Annotated in this window: 20 protein-coding genes; 9 read left to right on the top strand and 11 right to left on the bottom strand. The window is 44.2% G+C overall.

Features of this window, described 5'->3' with window-relative positions:
- Positions 1 to 111 precede the first annotated feature (111 nt).
- The 5 genes from nagB (at position 112) to asnB (ending at position 7,045) form a co-directional block, all read left to right on the top strand.
- On the top strand, positions 112 to 912 hold the full coding sequence (gene nagB, locus L4D78_RS15295; RefSeq protein ID WP_428467725.1) for a glucosamine-6-phosphate deaminase: 801 nt from the start codon (positions 112 to 114) through the stop codon (positions 910 to 912).
- A gap of 15 nt (positions 913 to 927) precedes the next feature.
- Positions 928 to 2,064: an N-acetylglucosamine-6-phosphate deacetylase gene (nagA, locus tag L4D78_RS15290; RefSeq protein WP_428455837.1), complete on the top strand. Its 1,137-nt coding sequence runs from the start codon at positions 928 to 930 to the stop codon at positions 2,062 to 2,064.
- Between the two features lie 2 nt (positions 2,065 to 2,066).
- Positions 2,067 to 3,281, top strand: coding sequence for a DNA-binding transcriptional regulator NagC (nagC, locus tag L4D78_RS15285; protein ID WP_428467724.1), 1,215 nt, complete (start codon positions 2,067 to 2,069; stop codon positions 3,279 to 3,281).
- A gap of 206 nt (positions 3,282 to 3,487) precedes the next feature.
- Complete coding sequence (locus L4D78_RS15280; RefSeq protein ID WP_428467723.1) at positions 3,488 to 5,074, top strand: cation:proton antiporter domain-containing protein; 1,587 nt, start codon at positions 3,488 to 3,490, stop codon at positions 5,072 to 5,074.
- Positions 5,075 to 5,374: 300 nt separating this feature from the next.
- The gene (gene asnB / locus L4D78_RS15275; RefSeq protein ID WP_428467722.1) at positions 5,375 to 7,045 is read left to right on the top strand and encodes an asparagine synthase B; all 1,671 of its coding nucleotides are present in this window, start codon (positions 5,375 to 5,377) and stop codon (positions 7,043 to 7,045) included.
- A gap of 73 nt (positions 7,046 to 7,118) precedes the next feature.
- Here the strand turns inward: asnB and L4D78_RS15270 are convergent, their stop codons facing one another.
- The 4 genes from L4D78_RS15270 to htpG all read right to left on the bottom strand — a co-directional run bounded on the left by L4D78_RS15270 (position 7,119) and on the right by htpG (position 12,468).
- Positions 7,119 to 8,423 carry an inosine/guanosine kinase gene (locus L4D78_RS15270; protein WP_428467721.1) on the bottom strand — a complete coding sequence of 435 codons (1,305 nt, stop codon included), beginning with the start codon at positions 8,421 to 8,423 and terminating at the stop codon, positions 7,119 to 7,121.
- A 177-nt stretch (positions 8,424 to 8,600) separates the two neighbouring features.
- On the bottom strand, positions 8,601 to 9,593 hold the full coding sequence (hemH, locus tag L4D78_RS15265; protein ID WP_428467720.1) for a ferrochelatase: 993 nt from the start codon (positions 9,591 to 9,593) through the stop codon (positions 8,601 to 8,603).
- A 159-nt stretch (positions 9,594 to 9,752) separates the two neighbouring features.
- On the bottom strand, positions 9,753 to 10,397 hold the full coding sequence (adk, locus tag L4D78_RS15260) for an adenylate kinase (RefSeq protein ID WP_428467719.1): 645 nt from the start codon (positions 10,395 to 10,397) through the stop codon (positions 9,753 to 9,755).
- Positions 10,398 to 10,569: 172 nt separating this feature from the next.
- A complete protein-coding gene (gene htpG, locus L4D78_RS15255; protein ID WP_428467718.1) occupies positions 10,570 to 12,468 on the bottom strand; it encodes a molecular chaperone HtpG in 1,899 nt (632 codons plus the stop codon).
- Positions 12,469 to 12,726: 258 nt separating this feature from the next.
- On the opposite strand from htpG, the gene L4D78_RS15250 reads away from it, so the two are divergent.
- Both L4D78_RS15250 and L4D78_RS15245 read left to right on the top strand, forming a co-directional pair.
- Positions 12,727 to 13,587 carry a winged helix-turn-helix domain-containing protein gene (locus tag L4D78_RS15250; protein ID WP_428467717.1) on the top strand — a complete coding sequence of 287 codons (861 nt, stop codon included), beginning with the start codon at positions 12,727 to 12,729 and terminating at the stop codon, positions 13,585 to 13,587.
- Positions 13,578 to 14,123, top strand: a complete 546-nt coding sequence (locus L4D78_RS15245; protein WP_428467716.1) for a regulatory protein ToxS — start codon at positions 13,578 to 13,580, stop codon at positions 14,121 to 14,123. Before L4D78_RS15250 ends, L4D78_RS15245 begins: the two co-directional genes overlap by 10 nt.
- A gap of 107 nt (positions 14,124 to 14,230) precedes the next feature.
- Here the strand turns inward: L4D78_RS15245 and recR are convergent, their stop codons facing one another.
- The 5 genes from recR to L4D78_RS15220 form a co-directional block, all read right to left on the bottom strand.
- Positions 14,231 to 14,833 carry a recombination mediator RecR gene (recR, locus tag L4D78_RS15240; protein ID WP_428455847.1) on the bottom strand — a complete coding sequence of 201 codons (603 nt, stop codon included), beginning with the start codon at positions 14,831 to 14,833 and terminating at the stop codon, positions 14,231 to 14,233.
- Between the two features lie 3 nt (positions 14,834 to 14,836).
- A complete protein-coding gene (locus tag L4D78_RS15235) occupies positions 14,837 to 15,166 on the bottom strand; it encodes a YbaB/EbfC family nucleoid-associated protein (protein ID WP_428455848.1) in 330 nt (109 codons plus the stop codon).
- 28 nt (positions 15,167 to 15,194) lie between these two features.
- Positions 15,195 to 17,453, bottom strand: coding sequence for a DNA polymerase III subunit gamma/tau (gene dnaX / locus L4D78_RS15230; RefSeq protein ID WP_428467715.1), 2,259 nt, complete (start codon positions 17,451 to 17,453; stop codon positions 15,195 to 15,197).
- Positions 17,454 to 17,577: 124 nt separating this feature from the next.
- The gene (gene apt / locus L4D78_RS15225) at positions 17,578 to 18,123 is read right to left on the bottom strand and encodes an adenine phosphoribosyltransferase (RefSeq protein ID WP_428455850.1); all 546 of its coding nucleotides are present in this window, start codon (positions 18,121 to 18,123) and stop codon (positions 17,578 to 17,580) included.
- Between the two features lie 177 nt (positions 18,124 to 18,300).
- The gene (locus L4D78_RS15220; RefSeq protein WP_428467752.1) at positions 18,301 to 18,678 is read right to left on the bottom strand and encodes a YbaN family protein; all 378 of its coding nucleotides are present in this window, start codon (positions 18,676 to 18,678) and stop codon (positions 18,301 to 18,303) included.
- A gap of 458 nt (positions 18,679 to 19,136) precedes the next feature.
- Between L4D78_RS15220 and L4D78_RS15215 the strand changes: the two genes are divergently transcribed.
- On the top strand, positions 19,137 to 19,502 hold the full coding sequence (locus L4D78_RS15215) for a conjugal transfer protein TraR (RefSeq protein ID WP_428467714.1): 366 nt from the start codon (positions 19,137 to 19,139) through the stop codon (positions 19,500 to 19,502).
- Positions 19,503 to 19,602: 100 nt separating this feature from the next.
- Here the strand turns inward: L4D78_RS15215 and L4D78_RS15210 are convergent, their stop codons facing one another.
- The gene (locus tag L4D78_RS15210; protein ID WP_428467713.1) at positions 19,603 to 20,244 is read right to left on the bottom strand and encodes a YccT family protein; all 642 of its coding nucleotides are present in this window, start codon (positions 20,242 to 20,244) and stop codon (positions 19,603 to 19,605) included.
- Positions 20,245 to 20,340: 96 nt separating this feature from the next.
- Complete coding sequence (locus L4D78_RS15205) at positions 20,341 to 21,291, bottom strand: porin (RefSeq protein WP_428467712.1); 951 nt, start codon at positions 21,289 to 21,291, stop codon at positions 20,341 to 20,343.
- A gap of 540 nt (positions 21,292 to 21,831) precedes the next feature.
- Here L4D78_RS15205 and dinG point away from each other — a divergent pair.
- Positions 21,832 to 23,910: an ATP-dependent DNA helicase DinG gene (gene dinG, locus L4D78_RS15200; RefSeq protein ID WP_428467711.1), complete on the top strand. Its 2,079-nt coding sequence runs from the start codon at positions 21,832 to 21,834 to the stop codon at positions 23,908 to 23,910.
- The last annotated feature ends 18 nt before the right edge of the window (positions 23,911 to 23,928 follow it).

The following is a 23,928-nucleotide window of genomic DNA, read 5'->3' as shown; positions in this document are numbered from 1 at the left end:
ATAATAAGGCGATTTTGCTAGCTCGATCATAAAACTTATTTTATTATCCAAAACAAAGGCGTGAACACGCTAAGATTTTATCGATATTTAAACTTGGAATGAGGTGTCACCGTGAGACTAATCCCACTGAATAAAGCGAAAGAAGTAGGTTTGTGGTCAGCACGCTATATTGCTGATCGTATTAACAAATTTGAGCCAACAGCGGAACGTCCTTTCGTGCTAGGCCTGCCAACAGGTGGCACCCCCCTCGCAACTTACAAACGCCTTATTGAGCTTTATGAGGCTGGAGAAGTAAGTTTCAAGCATGTCGTAACGTTTAACATGGATGAATATATCGGTATCCCATCGGATCACCCAGAATCATACCACAGCTTCATGTTCAACAATTTCTTCAAGCACGTTGATATCCAAGAAGAAAACATCAACTTACTTAACGGTAATACTGATGACCATGACGCTGAATGCCAGCGTTACGAAGATAAAATTAAGTCTTATGGCCGTATTAACCTGTTCATGGGTGGCGTTGGTAACGATGGCCATATCGCATTTAACGAGCCAGCATCTTCTCTAGCATCGCGCACTCGTATCAAAACGTTAACAGAAGATACTCGTATCGCTAATTCACGTTTCTTCGATGGTGACATGAACCAAGTACCAAAGTACGCACTAACAATTGGTGTGGGTACTCTATTAGATTCTGCTGAAATCATGGTTCTTGTTACAGGCCATAACAAAGCCCTTGCACTAGAGGCTGCTGTTGAAGGTTCTGTAAACCACCTATGGACAGTTTCAGCACTTCAACTTCACCCTAAATCATTGATTGTTTGTGATGAGCCTTCAACACAAGAGCTGAAAGTGAAGACTGTTAAGTACTTCCAAGAGCTAGAAGCTAACAACATCAATAACCTGTAATAAAAGGATTTGTTCATGTACGCGCTAACCAATTGCCGCATTTATACCGGTAGCGATGTGCTGAATAACCACGCCGTCATTATTGACGGCGTGAACATTCACGCTGTCTGCCCAATTGCAGAATTACCCGCTGATATTGAAACCCGTGATCTTAATGGTGCAAATCTAACAGCAGGCTTTATCGATCTACAGCTAAATGGCTGTGGTGGTGTCATGCTTAATGATGAAATTAACGCAGATACCATCCATACCATGCACCGTGCCAACCTGAAATCAGGTTGTACAAGCTTCTTACCGACACTGATTACATCGTCTGACGAAGACATGAAAGCAGTCATTGCTGCCGAACGTGAGTATCAAAGCCAATACCAGAATCATTCATTAGGTCTGCACCTTGAAGGTCCTTACCTTAATGTCATGAAAAAAGGTATTCACTCTGTTGACCATATCCGCCGCTCTGACGACGCGATGATCGATACAATCTGTGCTAATGCTGATGTTGTCACTAAAGTGACGCTCGCACCCGAGCTAAACTCGCACGAACATATCGAAAAACTGGTCGATGCCGGTGTTGTTGTATCGGCAGGACATACCAACGCAACTTATGTTGAAGCACGAAAAGGCTTTGCATCTGGTATTAGCTTTGCCACTCACCTTTTCAATGCTATGACCCCTATTGCTGGTCGTGAACCGGGAATGGTTGGTGCGATTTACGATACGCCAGACGTCTATACAGGCATTATTGCCGACGGTTTCCATGTCGATTATGCCAATATTCGCATGGCCCACCGTATGAAAGGTGAGAAACTTGTTTTAGTTACGGATGCAACTGCACCTGCAGGAGCTGACATGGATCACTTTATTTTTGTCGGTAAGAAAGTATATTATCGTGATGGGAAGTGTGTTGATGAAAATGGCACACTCGGTGGTTCAGCACTAACAATGATTGAAGCAATTCAAAATAGTGTCGAACATGCAGGTATCGCCTTGGACGAAGCGATTAGAATGGCCACTCTGTATCCTGCTCGCGCGATTAGCGTTGACAAGAAGTTGGGTGCCATCAAAAAAGGTATGGTTGCAAACCTTGCTATTTTTGATCGTGATTATAATGTTCGGGCGACTGTAGTTAACGGTGAATACGAGCAGAACTAACTATGACAGGCGGACAAATTGGTAATGTAGATCTGGTAAAACAGCTGAATAGTGCAGCTGTTTACAGACTAATTGACTTGCAAGGCCCTATTTCACGCATTCAGGTGGCTGACGTTAGTCAACTCGCGCCTGCAAGTGTTACTAAAATCACCCGCCAATTGCTTGAGCGCGGCCTGATCAAAGAGGTCGCGCAGCAGGCTTCTACTGGAGGTCGGCGTGCGATATCGCTGACGACAGAATCAGCCCCTTTTCATTCAATTGCAATACGCCTAGGGCGTAATTATATTGAATTAACCCTCTACGATTTAAGCGGTAAACACGTAGCGGGCGCGGCACATCCATTCCATTATGGTAACCAGCAAGAATTGACCGACGGCTTATTTGAGCATATTCGTCAATTCATGGCTGATAATCAAAATACCATGCGTGAACTTGTCGCATTTGGTATCACGCTTCCAGGACTGATTGACCCAGAGAGCGGTGTTGTTGAGTATATGCCGCATATCGATGTCGAAAACCTTCCACTAGCCGATATCATTAGTGAAAAGTATGGTGTTGCTTGTTTTGTCGGTAATGATATCCGTGGCTTAGCCTTGGCAGAGCATTACTTTGGCTCAAGCAAAGATTGTAAAGACTCCATCTTAGTCAGTGTCCATCACGGTACTGGCGCTGGAATTATTGTAAATGGCCAAGTCTTTCTGGGCTTTAACCGTAATGTGGGCGAAATTGGCCATATTCAAATAGATCCTCTTGGGGACAAGTGCCAATGCGGTAATTTTGGCTGCCTTGAAACCGTTGCGGCCGATCCTGCGATTGTTAAGCATGTCCAGAACCTACTCGATCAAGGCTACCCAAGTACCCTACGCGAGCTAGAAGACGTTACAATGCCAGCAATTTGTGAAGCGGCGAATAAAGGTGATGAGCTGGCAACCCAAGCGTTGATTAAAGTGGGAAACCAGTTAGGTAAAGCGCTCGCAATGACCATAAACCTGTTTAACCCACAAAAAATCGTGGTTGCAGGTAATATTACTCAAGCGAAAGATGTCATTTTCCCGGCAATCCGTCGCTGTGTCGAAACACAATCGCTGTCGACGTTTAATAAAGATCTACCGATCGTAACGTCTGAACTTTACACCCAACCGACGATTGGTGCTTTCTCGATGATCAAACGTGCAATGCTCAACGGTGTACTGCTGCAACGTTTACTGGAAGACTAAAATACCGATTACCTTAGCCACCGTTAAGTGGCTAATTTGTAACAATACCAAAGGGCGTGTTCCAGACAGGAATACGCCCTTTGTGTTATATTTCACAAATAATTATTACTATTACTTCCAAATTTAGCCCCTTAGTGCCATAGGCCATGCTCAAAACGCCCTAGCACTTTAAACAGGGACAAGTAAAAAGGATTGTCAGTCTAACCATGGAACTCATCTTTATTATTGCCGCCTTTCTCGCAGGCTACATTGCGTTGAGGTGCAAACTCCCCCCGCTTGTTGGCTTTCTTGTTGCCGGCTTTGCACTGAATACTGCGGGTTATGAATCCACAAATATACTCAGTAGTCTTGCCGATCTCGGCGTAACGTTATTACTCTTTACCATCGGCCTTAAGCTCGATGTTAAAACACTGCTTTCCAAAGAAATTTGGGGCGGGGCAACGCTGCACAACATACTCACCACTGGCCTTTTCACCCTTTGCTTATTAGTTCTAAAGCAATTAGGGATAGGTATGATGGCAGAGTTAGACATCATGCAACTTGCACTCATGGGGTTTGCGCTCTCATTTTCCAGTACCGTTTTTGCCATCAAAGCATTGCAAGAAAAAGGTGAGCTCAATGCGACCTACGGTACGTTAGCTATCGGTATCTTGGTTATGCAAGATATCTTTGCGGTTCTCTTCCTAACCGTTTCAACTGGGAAAGTACCTGAAATTACTGCACTTGCGTTATTTGCCCTACCGCTGTTACGCCCTTCATTGTTTAAGATTTTAGACCGAGCGGGCCATGGTGAGATGTTGGTCTTATACGGGGTATTTCTTGCCCTTGTTGCTGGCGCAGGACTTTTTGAAGCCGTCGGTCTGAAAGCCGATCTTGGCGCACTGATCATGGGTATGATGCTTGCTGCTCACCCTAAATCATCAGAACTCTCGAAGTCGTTATTCAATTTCAAAGAATTACTACTCGTCTGTTTCTTCCTCAATATAGGGCTGTCAGAAGAACCAACCATAGATGGCTTCCTGATGGCACTCCTACTGCTCGTGCTATTACCTATCAAAGGCATTTTGTACTACGTTATATTCAATCTGTTTAAATATCGCGTACGTACTTCGCTACTCGGCACTTTCACCTTATTTAACTACAGTGAATTCGGCCTAATTGTCGGTGGGCTTGCTTACAGCATGGACATGCTACCGGGAAGCTTTTTGGTTGCCATTGCCATTGCGGTATCACTCTCTTTCTTGATTGCCGCTCCACTCAACAGCATGGGGCACAAACTCTATAAAGATGCCTCTAAATGGCTGAAAGAATTTGAACCAGAGCAACTGAACTCAAGTGATCAGCTTATTGACCTTGGCGATAAACAAATCATGATCCTAGGTATGGGGCGCATTGGCAGCGGCGCTTATGATGAACTTGTTAGCCGCTACGGTGAGCAGGTTATCGGGGTTGAAGCCAGAGAGGACTCTGTCGAGTACCACCAAGAGAAAGGCCGAAATGTCATTCATGGCGATGCCACAGACTCCGACTTTTGGGCGAGGGTAATATCCAAACGTAATACGAAACTTATTTTACTCGCAATGCCGCATAGCCATGCGAACACCTTTGCTTTAGAACAAATAAAAGAACGTAACTATCAAGGTCAAATCGCCGCTATCGCAAAATACAGCGACGACGAAGAGCAGTTACAAGCACTTGGCATTGATGCCGCGTTCAATATTTACAACGAAGCTGGTAGCGGTTTTGCGCGTCATGTTTGTGACCATTTATCGCCTCAGATAGATCAAAAATAAATATCACCCCTTTCCTTTCTAATGGCAGCTTCGGCTGCCATTTTTTTTTGAGCTCAAAATATCATCGCGTATTAGAAAATATTCACTAAAATGGGATTTAATTAAATCATATTCAGCACATGGCCTTTTTGTGTATTGATCTGAAATTAGTTGTTGCTTTTAATTGTTGAATACGCAATTTTAACATTAACGAAGGGATAACAGTTTCATAGCTTGAGTTACGTAACATTCAACATCATAGCTAAAACTGTCTCCCAAGATTTATGGATAGCAACAATGTTTTAATTTGGGGTAAGAAGTATGTGTTCAGTATTCGGTATCTTAGACATTAAAGGTGATGCATCAGCATTACGTCAAACCGCATTAGAAATGTCTAAAAAAATGCGTCACCGTGGACCAGACTGGTCAGGAATTTACTCATCGGACAAAGCCATTTTAGTTCATGAGCGTCTGGCTATTGTCGATTTAAACAGCGGTGAGCAACCACTGTATAACCAAGACAAAACACATGCCCTTGCCGTAAACGGTGAAATTTACAACCATAAAGAATTACGTGCAGAACTTGCAGCAGACTACCCGTTCCAAACCGAATCTGACTGTGAAATTATCTTGGCACTTTATAAAGAAAAAGGCCCAGAGCTGCTCGACTACCTTAACGGTATCTTTGGCTTCATTCTTTATGATGAGCAAGAAGATGCTTACCTGATCGGTCGTGACCATATCGGTATTATCCCGCTTTATCACGGCTATGATGAGCATGGTAACTACTATGTGGCATCCGAAATGAAATCATTGGTACCCGTTTGTAAGAGCATCAGCGAATTCCCTCCAGGTCATTACCTATGGAGTAAGAAAGGTGAACCTGTACGCTATTACAAGCGTGACTGGATGGAGTTTGATGCCGTTGCAGATGCACCAACAGATAAAGTGGCATTAACTGATGCATTGGAAAGTGCTGTTAAGCGTCAATTAATGACCGACGTTCCTTATGGCGTACTATTATCTGGCGGTTTAGATTCTTCGGTAATTTCCGCGATCACCAAAAAGTTTGCCGCAAAACGAATTGAAGATGATGAACAGTCTCAAGCTTGGTGGCCAACGCTTCACTCTTTTGCTGTTGGCCTTGAAGGTGCTCCTGATCTCAAAGCTGCTAAGATTGTAGCGGACAGCATTGGTACCGTTCACCATGAGCTTACTTATACGGTTCAGGAAGGCTTAGATGCAATTCGTGATGTGATTTACCACATTGAAACCTATGATGTGACAACCATTCGAGCATCAACACCAATGTACCTAATGTCGCGTAAAATCCGCGCCATGGGCATCAAAATGGTATTGTCAGGTGAAGGGGCAGATGAAGTCTTCGGTGGCTACTTGTACTTCCACAAGGCACCTAATGCAAGAGAGTTCCACGAAGAAACCGTACGTAAGCTGCTTGCCCTTAACATGTTTGACTGTGCGAGAGCGAATAAGTCTATGGCAGCTTGGGGCATTGAAGCCCGTGTACCATTCCTAGATAAAGATTTCCTAGAAGTAGCAATGCGCATTAACCCAGAAGATAAAATGTGCGGCAACGGAAAAATGGAAAAACACATTCTTCGTGAGTGCTTTGAGCATTACCTACCAGAATCTGTTGCTTGGCGTCAAAAAGAGCAGTTCTCAGATGGCGTTGGTTATAGCTGGATTGACTCACTCCGTGACGTTGCAGAAGAGAAAGTCTCTGATCAACAACTAGAAACGGCTAAATTCCGCTTCCCGTACAATACGCCAACAACCAAAGAAGCGTACGTTTACCGTGAAATTTTTGAAGAGCTATTCCCGCTAGAAGATGCAGCTAAATGTGTTCCTGGTGGCCCGTCAATTGCTTGCTCAAGTGCAAAAGCAATTGAGTGGGACGAAAGCTTCAAGAACAGTGCAGATCCATCAGGCCGAGCAGTTGCGGCGATTCACAATGAAGCTTACAAAAAATAGCGCGCTAGCGATTTTATAGCGACATAAAAAAACCGCCGAATGGCGGTTTTTTTATATGCAACACTTAAAACGATTAACGTTCCCAGTATGCTTCTTCCAAGCTATCTTCACGCTCTGGTAGCCCACGAGATAAACGAGGTGAGTGCTGAGCCAATACTTCATAACTTACACGGTTAGAGTATAGGCATACCTGCGAGAACGAAGAGTACGTTAAGAAGCTAAACTGATGCTTACTCGACTTAGGTACATTTTCTTTATGGTAGCGGTTAGCTGACATGTCATGCAGTAAGGCTGATAGCGCCCCATCACCCGCACCATTGGTATTTTTAATGCGCTCAGGACCACCCATATAAGGAGCAATATGCGAGTACACTTTGATCGGGGTAGTACAGTCGTCTTTTAGCATCGGACGGCTAAATTCATAACGGTTGAATTCAGGAATTTCACCCGGCAGTAGCGGTAAGCTTGTTTCTCGCTTCGCTTCATCTTCGGTATAACCCGCAGTATACAAACCAACAGGGCCTGCCGTACAAAGAATAAGGTCAACCCATTCAAGTGTCTTTTCAGAAGCCATTAAAGGATCAGACTCACCCGTTAGTGCTTCGGCTTCATCTTCGTTCATCGCCACAACAGTGACGTGCTCACGTAAGAAATCACGCCACCACTGCGGATCGTCTTGGATCACAAATTTGGTACCAAGCGTCAATACTACTGGCACATCATGCTTTTTCGCATATTCAATCGCGCGCATAGTTGCTTCAGGCATTGGATCGCCCTCTTTACAACGAACCAAATACGCCGTAAGTACCAATGCAGAAGCATTTTCAAAGACTGACTCAGGAATGCTATCAGGGTGGAGTTGGTTCATTTTACCTTCGTTGATTGCAAAAGTACGTTCGCCGTCTTTTGAAATCAAAGCAAAACAACGCCCTATCGGCCCATCGACTGGCTGTAAATAGTTCATGTCCATGCGGCTAGACGTATTACACAGGTAGCGATATGCGTAGCTGCCGATCTCGATATCTTTACTCATTACACCTAGCAATACTGATTTATCATCAGCCAGTACCGAATAGTTGTGTAATGTATTACCGATGGTACCACCAGCAAACTCATGGCTGATCAAATTTTTATCTTTCAGCTCTTTATACAAGGCTTCAGCCTGTTCGTCAGTAATAACCAACGAGTGGCCCTTGCTCAGCTCATAGCGTTCCAGGAATTCATCTTCAACACACGCTTCGATATCAACCAAAGTCTGATCAATACCTACAGCATGTGTGCGTGTTAGTCGCTTTTCTTGTTTCGCTTGACTAAGAAGGGGATCCCGCGCATGTACAGGAAAGTAATGCTTAGATTTACGTTGGCCTGGAAATTTCATGTCAATGAGCTGTCTGTTGAGAAATTTTTGCGAATTCTATCACAGAATATAGAACATAAAAGAAAAAGCTCTCATAGAAAATGAGAGCTTTTATGCCATAAAGGCAAGTTCTGGCTACACGTGTCTACTTAATTGAACACTTAGGTTATTTCTTTTTCACCATGGCTTAATCGTAATCTATGCCCAGCCTTGGCTATGCTGTTGCACAAGATTCGCCATTAATTTGATATGTGCAGGGTTGTCATTCAAACATGGGATAAGGTTAAATTCTTTTCCCCCCGCTTTGATAAACGTCTCTTTACACCCTTCAGCAATTTCTTCCAGTGTTTCTAAGCAATCAACCGAAAAGGCTGGGCACATCACATCTAAACGCTGGACCCCTTTTTTGGCCAGCGCTTCAATAGTGCCTTCAGTATAAGGCGTCAGCCACTCTTCTCGTCCAAAAATAGACTGGTAGCTCATGCTCATTTTTTCACGCGGCATATCCAGTGCAGTCGCCAGTTTATCGGTTGTGCCATTACAATGCTCAGGATACGGGTCGCCATTATCAGCAAAGCGCTTAGGAATGCCATGATAAGAACATAGTAGGTAATCTGGCTGGCCGTGTTCCTGCCAAAATGAAGTCGCTGAGTCTGCCAGCGCAGAAATATAATCCGGATGATCGAAATAGTCGTTCACGAATCTAAGTTCGGGGATTTCAGCTTGGCTTTTGAGCACCTTAGCAACTTTATCAAACACTGCAGCAGTGGTGGTACGCGAATACTGGGGGTACAGTGGCAAGACCAATACACGTTGGCAGCCTTGCTGTTTCAACGATTCTAGGCCAGAACTAATACTCGGGCTGCCATAGGTCATACCGAGCTCAACGGGAACATCCAGCTGTTCAGCCAACTGTTGTTGCTGCCGTTGTGAGTAAACCATCAATGGTGACCCCTCCTCCATCCAGACGGATTGATACAACTTCGCCACCTTCGGCGCACGGATCGGCAATATCACACCATGAAGGATTGGGCACCATAACCAGCGGGTCATATCAACCACACGCTTGTCATGCAAAAATTCAGATAAAAACCGCTTCACGCCTTGAGACGTTGGCTCCTCAGGGGTGCCTAGGTTAACCAGCAACACGCCATATTTTTTGTTGTTCTTGTCTGCCGTTAATTCGCTCATGCTGCCCTTCATAATTTAGTCGTTCAGGTTGACGGTAACAGTTTTCGTTTCAGCAAGTTATACCACAATTATGCACATTACGATCACTGCCGATAGTATCCACACATAAAAAAACGGGTTGGCATAAAGCCAACCCGTTTTTGGAAAAAGCAAAATAAATTAAGAAAGTGCTTTTTCTAGTTCTGCGCTTACTGCAGCAACAGGCTGAGTACCGTCAAATTTAAGGTACTTAGTGTTACCCGCTTCTGCTTCTTTACCGTAGTAAGCAATTAGCGGTGCAGTTTGGTTGTGGTAAACACCTAGACGAGCACGAACAGTCTCTTCTTTGTCATCTTCACGAATAACAAGGTCTTCACCAGTAACGTCATCTTTACCTTCAACCTTTGGTGGGTTGTAAGTGTTGTGGTAAGTACGACCTGATGCTAGGTGAGCACGACGACCCGCCATACGCTCAACAATAACACTGTCAGCTACGTCAAATTCAATAACGTAATCAACTTCAACACCGATTTCTTTTAGGCCATCAGCCTGAGGAATCGTGCGAGGGAAACCGTCTAGTAGGAAGCCTTTTGCACAGTCGTCTTCAGCAATACGCTCTTTAACCAAGCCTAGGATGATGTCGTCAGACACTAGTTGACCAGCATCAATGACAGATTTCGCTTGTTTACCTAGCTCTGTACCTGCCTTGATTGCTGCACGTAGCATGTCACCAGTAGAAATTTGTGGAATACCAAATTTTTCCATGATGAATTGTGCCTGAGTACCTTTACCAGCACCTGGAGCGCCCAGAAGAATGATGCGCATCTTGATCCCCTTTAAATTTTGGAGTTTTCAAAAAAAGAAAAAATACACTGATTAGCACAGACTCGCAAGCCCAGTACAGGCTGCAAGCCGTGATTACATGCTGTATCAGAATACAATTAGACATAGACAAAGCGCGATTAGACCTTAGTCATATCGCGCTATACCTAAAAAATTAAGCCAATAATTTGTTTACTGCGGCTAGGAACTGAGAAGGATCATCCATCGAGCCCTTTTCTGCTAGCATTGCTTGGCCTAGCAGCATTTCAACCCAACGGCCAAATGCTTCTTCGTCCGCTTCATCAGCCATCTTATTGACTAGCGGGTGTTGTGGATTCAGTTCAAAGATGTAATTAACTTCTGGCGCATCGTGACCAGCAGCCGCAAGCAGCTTAGCCATTTGTGTGCCCATCTCATGCTCATCGGTGACCACTACCGCTGGTGTACCTTGTAGCTTAAACGTAGGGCGAACATCTTTAACACGATCTCCCAAATACGTTTTAGTGCGTTCAACCACAGACTGGAACGCTTCTTCTGTTTCTTTTTGCTTCTCTTTATCCGCTTCGTCTTCAAATTTCGACAGGTCAAGGTCCGCTTTAGTAATCGCTTGGAATTGCTTGCCGTCAAAGTCAGCCAAGTGACCCATCAACCACTCGTCAATGCGGTCATGCATTAGGATAACTTCCAGGCCTTTAGTGCGGAATTGCTCTAGGTGTGGACTGTTTTTCGCAGCCGTGAAAGTATCAGCGGTAATGAAGAAAATTTTATCTTGATCTTCTTTCATACGTGAAACGTAATCAGCTAGCGATACCGTTTGTTCAACGGTTTCTGCATGCGTTGAGCTAAAGCGTAATAGCTTCGCAACTTTCTCGCGGTTAGCCATGTCTTCAGCCGGGCCTTCTTTTAACACCTGACCAAATTCATTCCACAGGGTCTGATATTTTTCGGCATCATTGTTTGCCAAGCGCTCCATCATCGTCAGTGCACGTTTAGTACACGCCTTACGTAATGATTGAGTCACTTTGTTATCCTGCAGAATTTCACGCGACACGTTTAACGGCAAATCATTCGAATCAATCAAGCCACGCATAAAACGTAAGTACGAAGGCATAAATTGCTGCGCGTCATCCATAATAAACACACGCTGTACGTATAGCTTCAAGCCATGCTTGCTGTCGCGGTTATTCATGTCCCAAGGTGCTTTTGACGGGATATAAAGCAAGCTAGTGTAATCTTGCTTACCTTCAACACGGTTATGGCTCCATGTTAGCGGCTCAGCAAAGTCGTGCGATACATGGTTGTAGAATTCTTTGTATTCTTCTTCGCTAATATCAGATTTATTGCGAGTCCATAACGCTTGCGCTTTATTGATTTGCTCCCACTTGCGACCGGTCTCATTACCTTCTTCGTCACGATCAACCGTTTGGATATGAACGGGAATACCAATATGGTCAGAATATTTCCCGATAATCTCACGTACGCGGTGCTCGCTTAAGAACTCTTTTTCGTCTTCACGTAAATGAAGAACGATATCAGTACCACGGCTTGATTTCTCGATATCTTCGACGCTGTAGTCACCTTCACCACCAGAGTGCCAAGATACGGCTTGATCAGCCGCAGCACCTGCTGCTCGTGTATTGACCGTAACAGAATCAGCAACGATAAATGCAGAGTAGAAACCCACACCGAATTGGCCAATAAGCTGAGAGTCTTTTGACTCATCGTCATTTAACTTAGCAAAAAAATCTTTCGTGCCAGATTTTGCAATTGTGCCTAAGTGCTCAATCACGTCATCACGGCTCATACCAATACCGTTATCGCTAACCGTCAGTGTGCCAGCTTGCTCATTGAACGACAGCTTAACCCCTAACGTTGCATCATCTTCGTACAAGTCAGGCTGAGACAACGCACGAAAGCGCAATTTGTCTGCGGCATCCGACGCATTTGAAATTAACTCTCTTAAGAAAATCTCTTTATTTGAATACAGAGAGTGGATCATCAGGTGCAGAAGTTGCTTTACTTCAGACTGAAAACCACGGGTTTCCTTGTTTTTATGGATAGTTTGATCGCTCATCTCAACTCCAAAACTCATACATTTGTAACTAATTAGGGACTGCCTTTTCAGGCAAAAAATAGCTCAAGTAAAAAAGTTCATCTTTACCATGAAGATTTATCTAAATAGATATGGTCAAAGTTACCGTTTTCAACCTAAAATACCCGCTTTTATATTCTTTATGTTTTTTCAGTGTCCTTTTTTATATTTTTTATGTTCAGAGATGATTAAGGGGCGACATGCTATATATGCTTGTAGGTTGTACCGTTGGTGCTAAAAATGAATAAAATTGAAAATAAATTCCTAATTGGGCAACGCTTTTTGTTTGACCCGTATGATAACAGCTTGCTCGATCAGCAGGAAAACGATGAACTGACTCGGCTAGGTAGTAATGAAAGCCGAGCGTTGAGCCTGCTGATTGAAGATCCAGGGGCGATTATTACCCGTAATCGCCTTCATGATTATGTCTGGCGCGAACAAGGTTTTGAAGTTGATGACTCAAGCCTAACGCAAGCTATTTCGACTCTTCGTAAAGCCCTGAAAGATTCGACAAAATCACCTGAATTTATTAAAACCGTGCCCAAACGCGGCTACCAAATGATCGCGAATGTCGACTCGTTATCTGACCAAATTAGTGGCAGTGACACCGAGTTACTGGAAAATCAAGACAACAGCACCGATGTTCACACCAGCACAGAGCCTGAGTTAGGCGAACAACAGCAGCCGAAAGCGCCAGTAAATTTCACCAATCCAGCACAAAGCAAAAAAACTAAAAAATTATCATGGCCGTTAATTAATGGCTTGGCTGTACTATTCGCTATCTTGCTGCCTATTTTAGTTAACATCAGTGTGCCACCAAAATCAGAAGCCTTTGAACAATTGAAAGCGGTCGAGGGCGTAAAGGTACTCGTGCCTAAAAACCACCCAAATGTCTCACAATGGCACGCGATGATCACGCAATGTGTTGAGTCTTACTTAAAGTACCATGATGGTGAAAAGTCCCCGGTGGAAGTCATTGCTACGGGCGGGCAAAGTAATCAAATTTGGCTTAACTATATACACAGCAGTGATACGCCTAGCGAAAACGTGACACTTCGTTTGCTTACAAGCCAAAAGGACAGTACTAAGTTATGCCAGTAACGACTACGCAAAACCCAGCACTCGCGCAAATGAAAAAGTACTGGGCAATTATTTTATTAGCACTGTCTACGGTCTTTAGCATCTGGCTTTATTACTCAAGTAATTACAAGCAAGAACAACTTTTAATGTCTCGTGAATGGCAATCAGTATCCGTCAGCCGTATTGAAACAGAAATCGAAGAACTTGGTATGCTTCGTCGTGTCGAACAAAACAGCCATGTCGTTTATCTGCCTAATAAAACCTATTCACGCATCACGCTGGTAAAGTTATTTAGTGATAGTGAACAACCACTAACGCTACATATCTCAGAATCCGGTGAATGGGGCGTCAGCGGTGGCTACTTACTAACAGAGCCTAAAGAGTTTAAAGACATTACTTCAGGCCAAAATAATGACTTTAAGAATAGTCATTTAGAGATCGTAAAGCAGCTTATTCGAATGGATGCCCAACAGAGCCGCCGTATCGATGTAATGAACGAAAAATCGATTTTATTGACTAGCCTGAACTATGGCTCGAGTATTTTATACTCACTCTAATTCAGTTACTTAACACTGAATATATGTAGATACAAAAAAGCCGACATGTGAAATTCACAATGTCGGCTTTTTAATAACTTGTTGAGTACAATATCGATCTATATCTATCAATATAGACGTTGTCGCCCTGCGAGTGAGTGAGACAAGGTTGTCCCATCGACTAATTCAAGCTCTCCACCAACCGGTACGCCATGAGCAATACGTGTCGCTGGAATATCATATTCACTGCATAGCTCAGCAATATAGTGAGCTGTTGCTTCACCTTCTACCGTCGGGTTCGTTGCCAAAATCAATTCCGCAATGGATTCATTCTGCATTCGAAACTCAAGGCTATCTAAACCGATATCTGAAGGACCAATACCGTCTAATGGTGACAAATGCCCCATTAATACAAAGTATCGCCCTGAAAACTGACCAGTAGATTCAACCGCGACAATGTCAGCAGGACTTTCAACGACACAAATCTGGCCATTTTCCTGACGACGAGGGTTAGCGCATATAGCACACACTTCTTCTTCAGTGAAGGTGCGGCAATCGCGACAATGACCAATATCTGTCATCGCACGACTCAGAGCGTCTGCTAGCTGCAAACCACCCTGACGATTTCGCTGTAACAAATTGAAGGCCATACGCTGCGCCGACTTGGGGCCAACCCCAGGCAGGCAACGTAGGGCCTCCATTAATTGTTCCAGTAAGTGACTGGTACGCATTAATTAGAATGGCATTTTAAAGCCAGCAGGCAAGTTCATGCCGCCAGTTACACCAGCCATCTTTTCTTTTTGAGTTTCTTCAACGCGACGTGCTGCATCGTTAAATGCCGCTGCAATGAGATCTTCAAGCATGTCTTTGTCATCTTCCATTAAGCTGTCGTCCAGCTCAACGCGACGTACACTGTGGCTACCAGTAATCGTCACTTTCACAAGGCCAGCACCAGACTCGCCAGTGACTTCCATATTTGCGATCTCTTCTTGCATCTCTTGCATGCGCTCTTGCATTTGCTGCGCCTGCTTCATCATGTTAGCCATACCGCCTTTACCAAACATATTATCTCTCTCTATTGGTCTGGTTGATCTATAAGGGTCTTACGCTTTCTTCATCTAAAACAGCGGCAAACCGCTGACGAATGAAGTTCACGTTCGGATCAGACTGCAAGCTGTGCTTGGCCTGTTCCAGTTTCTGCTGATAAATTGCTTCTCGCCACTCAAGCGGCGAAAGCCCTTCATCACTCAATTCAATGTTTAATGATACAGGCTCTTCAAACAACACAGTGAGCGCTTGCGCTAACTGTTCACGAGCCTTTGGTGTATCAAGGTGCTTCTGCGCCGGTCTCAGCAATAATGTCGCTGCATTACCATCACGAGTTAATGCAGAATTAAGGGCAAGTTGCTGTACTAACCGACCTACATTAAGTTTAGTCACCCAATCCGACCAACTATCCTTATTTGCCGCTTCCATGACAAGCAATTTTGCCATTTCAGGCGTTTTTTCATGCTCCAGCGCCTGCTTTAAGACCGTTGGAGCAACCTCTAGCGTAGCTTCTTGAGTATCTTCTACGTTTATTGTTGCTCGCCATTGATACTCATCGCTTTGTGCGGGTTCAAGCATTGGTGCCGTTGAAACGCCCGGTACAGGCATCGCTTGAGCGGTAGGTGCCGCTCCATTTTGCTTATTAGCAATGCGTTCTAGCACACTTGAGGTGCTTTTTTTCGCCCGTACCGGCTCACCCTTTTTTGAGGTGGTTGGAGCTTGTGGATCGCGTTTTGCTTGGCTACGTAATTTATTGCGCGCAGCCATTAAGCCAGATGCTGCAGAAGCCGCAGGGCGAGCTGCTTGAGCCGCTTGCTGCATCGGTTGTTGCTGCATCGGTTGTTGCTGCATCGGCTCTTGCGGCGGCACATCATAACCTTGCGCAGGATGCTGTGGCTCATAACCTTGAGGAGCGGCATCATACGATGGCGGCGGTGCCTGTTGAGGCTCAGCCGTTCTGATCGGTTGATGCTGTCCTTGCTGAGGCATATTTTGCGCCAGCGTACCTTGTGGATGAGGCGTTTGGGACTGTGTTGGCACCTGTTGCGGTGATGATAAAGGGGCTTGAGCCGAAGCTTGACCACCATTCATTTGCGCTTTCAGTGCTTGCACCCGCTGCATACCCTGACCTTGCGGTTGAGCTGCAGCCGTTTGCGACACCACAGCCGCGGGTTGCGAGCTCGGGATCGTAATCTGTTGCGGTGTTACAGCCGAAACAGAAACCGGTCGGAAAGCCAGCATTCGTAACAGAACCATTTCAAGCCCTGTACGGCCATCAGGTGCAAAAGACAGATCTTGCCGGCCTTGTAGTGCAATTTGATAGCATAGCTGCACTTCCTGTGGTGAAACAGATTTACTTAATATTTCGATTCGCTCGGCATCTGGTGCTGCACTATCCAGCGAAGCAGGTAATGCTTGATGCATCGCAACACGGTGCAATTGCGTCGCGAATTCACGTAATAGGCTATCCCATTCAACACCCACACCGGCCAGCTCTTCAAGACAAGCCATTGCAGGTTGCGCTTCACCTTTCGCAACCGCCTCTAACAGATACAATGCTTGCTCGGTATTTAGCGTACCCAGCATTTCAGAGACCGACTGGGCGACAACTTGACCATTACCAAGCGCAATGGCCTGATCGGTCAAACTCAATGCATCTCGCATACTGCCTTCAGCAGCTCGAGCTAATAAACCTAACGCACGCGGTTCAAATTCAACCTGCTCTTGGGCCAGTACATTTTCGAGTTGAGATTGGATTTGGGTATTATCGAGATGTTTAAGGTGGAACTGTAAACAGCGCGACAGGATCGTAACGGGTAGTTTTTGAGGATCAGTCGTCGCCAGAATAAATTTCACATATTCTGGTGGCTCTTCCAATGTCTTTAGCAAGGCATTAAAACTGTGACGAGATAGCATGTGCACCTCATCAATCAGGTAAACCTTAAAGCGTCCACGTGCTGGCTTATACTGAACATTGTCCAGTAGCTCACGGGTATCTTCTACCTTGGTACGAGAAGCTGCATCAATCTCTAACAAATCGACAAAACGCCCTTCATCAATTTCACGGCATGTTTCACACTGCCCGCAAGGTGATGATGTCACGCCCTGCTCACAGTTCAAGCCCTTGGCAAAAATACGGGCGATGGTCGTTTTACCAACTCCGCGTGTTCCGCTGAACAAATAAGCGTGGTGAAGACGGTTATGGGCAAGTGCGTTAGCCAGTGCCGTTAAGACATGGGACTGACCGACCACATCATCAAATTGGTGTGGACGCCATTTGCGTGCCAGAACCTGATAACTCATGTTTACTAACCTTACAGAATCAAGAACTCAATGCTAGCACAGGGAGGATTTTTGAGCGAGAGGGCGCGTCGTCGAGCGCCCAATGATTAGCCAGCTAACCGCCGCTAATTGAAGTATAACGGTATTAGTGGCCGTCAAAGTCACAAATACTGAACACGTTCAGGCCAATGCCCTTCAAACGCTCTGCACCACCAATATCTGGCAGGTTAATAACGAATGCAGCGTCTTCAACAGTACCACCCAAGCGACGTACTAACTTGGTTGTTGCTTCAATCGTACCGCCTGTTGCAAGTAAATCATCAACGAGCAATACTTTATCACCGTCGTTAATCGCATCAACATGGATTTCAAGGGTATCTTGGCCATATTCAAGTTCATAGCTTTCACCAATCACTTCACGCGGTAATTTACCCGGCTTACGAACAGGTACAAAACCTACGCCCAATTCAAGTGCGAGTGGCGCACCAAATAAGAAACCACGCGCTTCAGTACCAATAATTTTCGTGATCCCCTGATCTTGGTATTTCTCGATCAGTACCTGCATTGTTGCTTGGTAAGCCGCAGGATCTTCCATTAGGCTGGTCACATCACGAAATAAGATCCCCGGTTTTGGGTAATCAGGGATCGACTTGATACTGTTTTTGATTAACGTGAGCTTGTCTTGAGTCATAATCATTTTCCATGCCCTACCGTTGTGAAGGGCTAACGAACTAAGTAAAACGGTGCATACCTTCTATGTATACACTGATAAATTCCGCTCAAATAGTAGTGACTTTACTTACAAGGGGCAAGGACTGGCGAGAAAACAACGCAAAGAGGGAGAGATACCTCTCTTATTTACCAAGCGCTATTCACTTGGGCTACCATCACGAACAGGTAAACGGTTAAACCATACTAATAAGACAGAAAGAAAAACCAATAGCATCACCTTATGCCATAACAAAGGCACAAGATAAATCGACAGCGCAAAGCTCAGCACAATCATAATATTGGCACGCCGTTTAACGTTGCTTGAAACAGCCCGGTGCTGATGCCAATTGTGTAAAATAGGACCAAAATGCGGGTGCTGCATTAGCCAATGATTCAGACGTGGCGATCCCCGCATAAAACACGCGCTGGCTAGCAATAGAAACGGGGTTGTGGGCAGCAGAGGTAAAATAACGCCAAGTATACCTAACCCGACACAGAGCCAACCACATAACAACAACAACGCACGCTTTACCATTTCCTTCACATCAATCCCTGTTTCGATATATCTATATTGAGTCTACAGCAGACAGCCCCAAACAAAAATACCAGCAACACTTTGTCACTGGTATTCATCAATTGCAGCTTAAAGGCTATTATCTTATCGTGAAAAGATATCAATAAGAGTTAGGCTTGCAGGCAATGTCGGTATTCCCATTACCACTAAAAAGCCCAAAAAGTATTTAAAGCTATAGGGGTCTTTGAAATCCTGTTCCATGGTACGCGTCCTTTATTTACTGAGCTTTCTGTTTATAATTAGGCTCTGTTGGCCTATGATTTTGAGCGAAATCAATATAGCGAATATTACTTGTTACAAAAACCGATAGAAAATACGGTTATTCAACACTAACCCATAAACATTTGATTCAAATCACAATCAAACTCTTCATTCGTCTTAGACTAATTTTAACTACTCACAATAATAATGATGATCATATGGCAACGTCAGATATCACCTTCGATCAGCTAAAACAGCGCCTTGAGCACGAGCACGGCTCACTCGCAAAAGAGCTAAAAAATGAAATGCTGCTCAACACACTCGTACCATCTGCTACATCAATCGAGAACGCAGAGTTGAGTGATCTTATTTTGATGGCAAAGTCATCATTCATTCCCAATCTATTTGATTTAGCCAGCAGAATGGAAAAAGTCGATGCGGCAGTATGCTCGACTAAATTAGGCATGTATGGCTTGTGTGTGGATTGTGAAGAGGAAATTGAGCTTGTAGATCTACAGCAAGATCCGGCACAGCCTCGTTGCCGTAGCTGCCAAGAACATAGCCGTTACCACCACGACGCATAATAATAGCGTCGCGATAAAATAAGATACATAAAGCCTTAAAGCAGACACATAAAGCGGGACCACGCCCCGCCTTTATGAAACCGTCAGCTAAGTGTGAACATTATTGGCTTTTTTGCGAGTCAACCCATTGTGAGAATGCCGCTTTTTCTTCAGTATTTGCTTTGCTATACCAAAGTTTAAGTTGTGCCAGTGCATCACCAGAAATCTTAACTTCGCCTTTATCGCTGACTTCAACCGTTGCTTGCTCTAAATCTACCGCGTAGCCTTGCTCGAAGGTGATCCCTTGTTCGCGGTTATAATCAGCCACTAACGCTTCCATATCGCTATAAGCGGCAAACCCCTTACCTTGCAATGGCACATAATCAAGATCGCGCGTTGTCCCGTTGGCGATTTCTAATTGCCACTCTGGCCCACGTTGAAAATGCGCTTTTGCCTGCGACATAGTGGTTAAACGTGGCAGTACAATGGCCGCATCTTCCTTAGGCACGTCAAGCTCAAATAAATAAGGGCGGGTGGTATAAATCGTGGTTTTCGACCCATCTTTTACCTCACCGTCAAAACGCACCACGACTTGGTGTTTGCCTTCTGGTAGTTCAACACTCTCAGCTTCAGACCAAAATGATGATTCGACTTTCTTACCATCAACCACCAACAATTTAATATTCTTGCCAGTACTCAGCGTGGCGGCCTGCAAGCCCAGCGGCAACACCAATAAACTTACAACTACAAGCCAATTTTTCATTTTATTTATCCTTAAATTGTTTCACCTTCCGCCAACATAGCAAAAAGCCGCCATGACGGCGGCTTTTTTCGAAGTATTTCTAAACGAGGGTCTCGATTAGAATTTAACTTCCATACCTACTAGGTAACCAACATCTAGATCTTGTACATCGCTATCAGCCCAACCTAATTCACCGTATACTTTCACGTTGCTGTGAAGCTGGTGAGTTACGTTCGCGTAAACGTTGTCGATTGTATCTTCATCGCCGTCCGCACGGTTGTAACCTAGTGCAAAAGTATTTTTGCCCATAGTATAAGAACCAGCAAGTTCAATTAGGTCAATATCGTCGATTTTTGCGCCAGTAGAAGATGTATCATACTGAGCATTGCCGTAAGATGCAGCGAATGCAAACGCACCCATTACGTATTCACCTTCAAGGTTAAATGCATCAACATCGACGACACCCATTGAACCGCCATCTAAATCTTCACCAGTGAAGTAGTATGCACGAACGTCAAAGTCACCAAAACGAGCACCTAGACGACCGTCAGTCACAGTACCATCATTACCTTGGAAATCATCACCTGTCGCATCTAAGTCATGCGTAAAACCAAAATAAAACTGACCATTGTCAAATACGTACTTAATCGCTTCATCACCTTCAGTTTTGACAAAGTCCACTTGCTCAAAACCTAGCTCGTAATCTTTACCAATACCAGCATCATCGACAATGTATAGCTGACGACCGAATGTTAGTGTACCGAAGTCGCCACCAAGACCAACCCACAGTTCGTCATTAGTAACATCGCGGCTTTCAAAAGCAAAACCGATACCTGCAACAGCGTTAAGCTGGCTTGTTACTGCTACCGTTGTGTTAAGTTGTAGGTCGCCATCGTCAAGACGAAGGCCAGAATCGTTATCATTGTCTTCATCTTGAATCTTCTGGATGTACTGAACTTCAGCAGCACCAGATAGGTCGACAACAACGCCGTTTGCGTCATAAAGATTGATGCCAGCTTGTGCTGAACCTGCTGCTAGTACTGATAGTGCTAGAAGAGTCTTTTTCATGATATCCACTGCCTTTTCTTATTTAGACTGGAATTCCTGTTTCCAGAATCCCTTTTCTTATAACCCTTCGGTTTATTATCCCTTACAAACATAAAGAACAATAAAAAAAACCCAAGAGCAAGTAATTTGTGGATTCATCCTGACAGAACATTCAACTTCATGTCAAATGTTCTAAATCAAAACTAAAAAAACATCAAACAATTAGACAATCAATGACTTAGCATTAAACCAGAGTGAGTTTTAAACACCAGATTCACGCTAGATGGAACTTATATACTTTTTTAACCTCTACAAATATCGACATTTAAAACCAAGCGATACAGCAAAAAAATACCATTAGTAGCACAAAACACCATATATATAGGGTAATGGCAGTTTATTAGCATTAGTAAAACAATACTTTACTCTTCAAATATTAGGTTCAATTTAAATTCGTGAAGGAAGTCTCACTTTTCCAATTAAATACACAGAAACTTGCTTCCGCTCACAATTAGATGTTCGTGCTATAATGCTTGCCCCAACCCTTACGAAGTTTCAGTTATGTTACACAAGCAGGTAAAAAGTGATATCAAGCAATGCTATGAGAACCTTGGAAATCAGTTAGATAACTTTATACCTAGAAGGGCTCAAAACTATCTTGTTGCTGAGATCGCCAAAACGTTAGCGGGTGAATACCATGACAAACACCGAATGCTGGTTGCTGAGGCTGGTACGGGGATTGGTAAATCGCTTGCTTATTTGTTGGGGGCTATCCCATTTGCCTTGTTTAACAATAAAAAAATACTGATATCAACAGCGACCGTGGCGCTACAAGAACAGCTAATCAATAAAGATTTGCCACTTTTCAACCGTATTTTCCCAAAAGAATTCAGCTTTATCCTCGCAAAAGGCCGCCAACGCTATTGTTGTAGCCATAAATTAGAGGCGAGTTGCAATTCAGATACAGAACAACAAGTTACGCTATGGGAAGAAAAACCTAAAAAATCAGATTTAGAACTTTTGAGGCGCATGCAAACCGCCCGAGAGGGGAATAAATGGGATGGTGACCGTGATAGTTGGCCAACCACCATTCCCGATAGGGTTTGGCAGCAAATTGTCGCCGATAAACACAGTTGTCATTCAGGTCTTCCCCAGCACCGTGACTGCCCATTTGCCAAAGCACGAGAACATCTTGAAAAAGCAGATGTCATTATTGCCAATCACGCATTGCTCATGGCTGATATTGAGCTAGGTGGTGGCGTTATTTTACCTGAGCCCGAAAAAACCATTTATGTGGTTGATGAAGCCCACCACTTACCAAAAGTAGCACGTGACTTTTCATCGGCCGCTGCAAGTTTGAAAGGGGCAGCAAGTTGGCTCGAAAAGCTCAATCAGTCAGTCGGTAAATTTGCCGAATTGGCTGACTATAAAAAATCAGGCCGTTTCCAAACGGCATTGAGTGAAAACATTGCCGTTTTGATCCCGAGTTTACGTCAAATCGCCAACAACATAGATCCAACTCACTTTAGTAAAGATGGTATCTACCGTTTTGAACATGGTGAGCTACCTGACTGGCTAATGGAAGAAGCAAAAGGCTGTAAAACGGCAAGTAAAAAAGCCTTGCAGTCATTAGGAAAAATCCATGATTTGATTTCCGAGCGAACCAAAGACAATGAAATATTGCCGCGTTTAGGTGAGCAGGCATTAGCCGAATCGGGTTTCTACCTTCAACGATTAGAAAACCTAGAAAAAGTCTGGTCACTGATGTCTCAGCCTAGAAAAGACAAAGGAGCACCACTGGCAATATGGATAGAAAAGAGCTCAGACCGAGAAGATGATTACATTATTGAAGTCTCACCGCTCGAAGTGGGGCATCGACTCGACCAGTTATTATGGAGCCGTGCTGTCGGTTCTATTTTGGTTTCGGCAACCCTTCGAGCACTGAATAAGTTTGATTACTTCTGTCGACAAGCCGGTATCTTTGAAAAAGACGCGACGCGCTTTCTCGCTTTAGCATCGCCTTTTGATTATGAAAACAATGCCCGCTTAGTAGTTCCCGCAATGCCTTTGGAGCCTCAAGCCGAGAAATTCACAGAATTGTTGATCAAAACATTACCTGAATACCTTGAAGGGGAAACCGCCAGCCTTGTGTTGTTTTCGTCCTACTGGCAAATGAACCAAGTCGCAGACAAGCTTCGCCCACTCGCGAAAAAAAATAAGTGGGACCTGCTTATCCAAGGTGAAGAAGCACGTCATATCACGCTAAAAAAGCATAAAGAGAATTGTAAAAACGGCAAAACAAGCATTATGTTTGGTACGGGAAGTTTTTCTGAAGGGCTAGATTTACCGGGTAACTTACTCACAAACCTAATCATTACCAAAATACCCTTTGCAGTGCCAACCTCACCCGTAGAAGAAGCACATGCTGAATACATTGAAAGCAAAGGCGGAAATCCGTTCTTGCAAATATCGGTACCTGAAGCAAGTAAAAAGCTGATTCAGTCTGCCGGGCGTTTACTGCGCAAAGAGGACGATTCAGGTAGAGTGGTATTGCTCGACAGGCGCGTTATCAACCGTCGTTATGGCAAAGCGCTGCTTGATTCTCTGCCACCGTTTAAACGCGTGATTGAGCATTCATAATAAAAGAATCACGATAAG

The sequence above is a fragment of the Photobacterium minamisatsumaniensis genome, assembly GCF_050336695.1.
Classification (GTDB): domain Bacteria; phylum Pseudomonadota; class Gammaproteobacteria; order Enterobacterales; family Vibrionaceae; genus Photobacterium; species Photobacterium minamisatsumaniensis.
The sequence above is the reverse complement of the archived record's forward strand: the minus strand, read 5'-3'. Positions and strand labels throughout refer to the sequence as shown.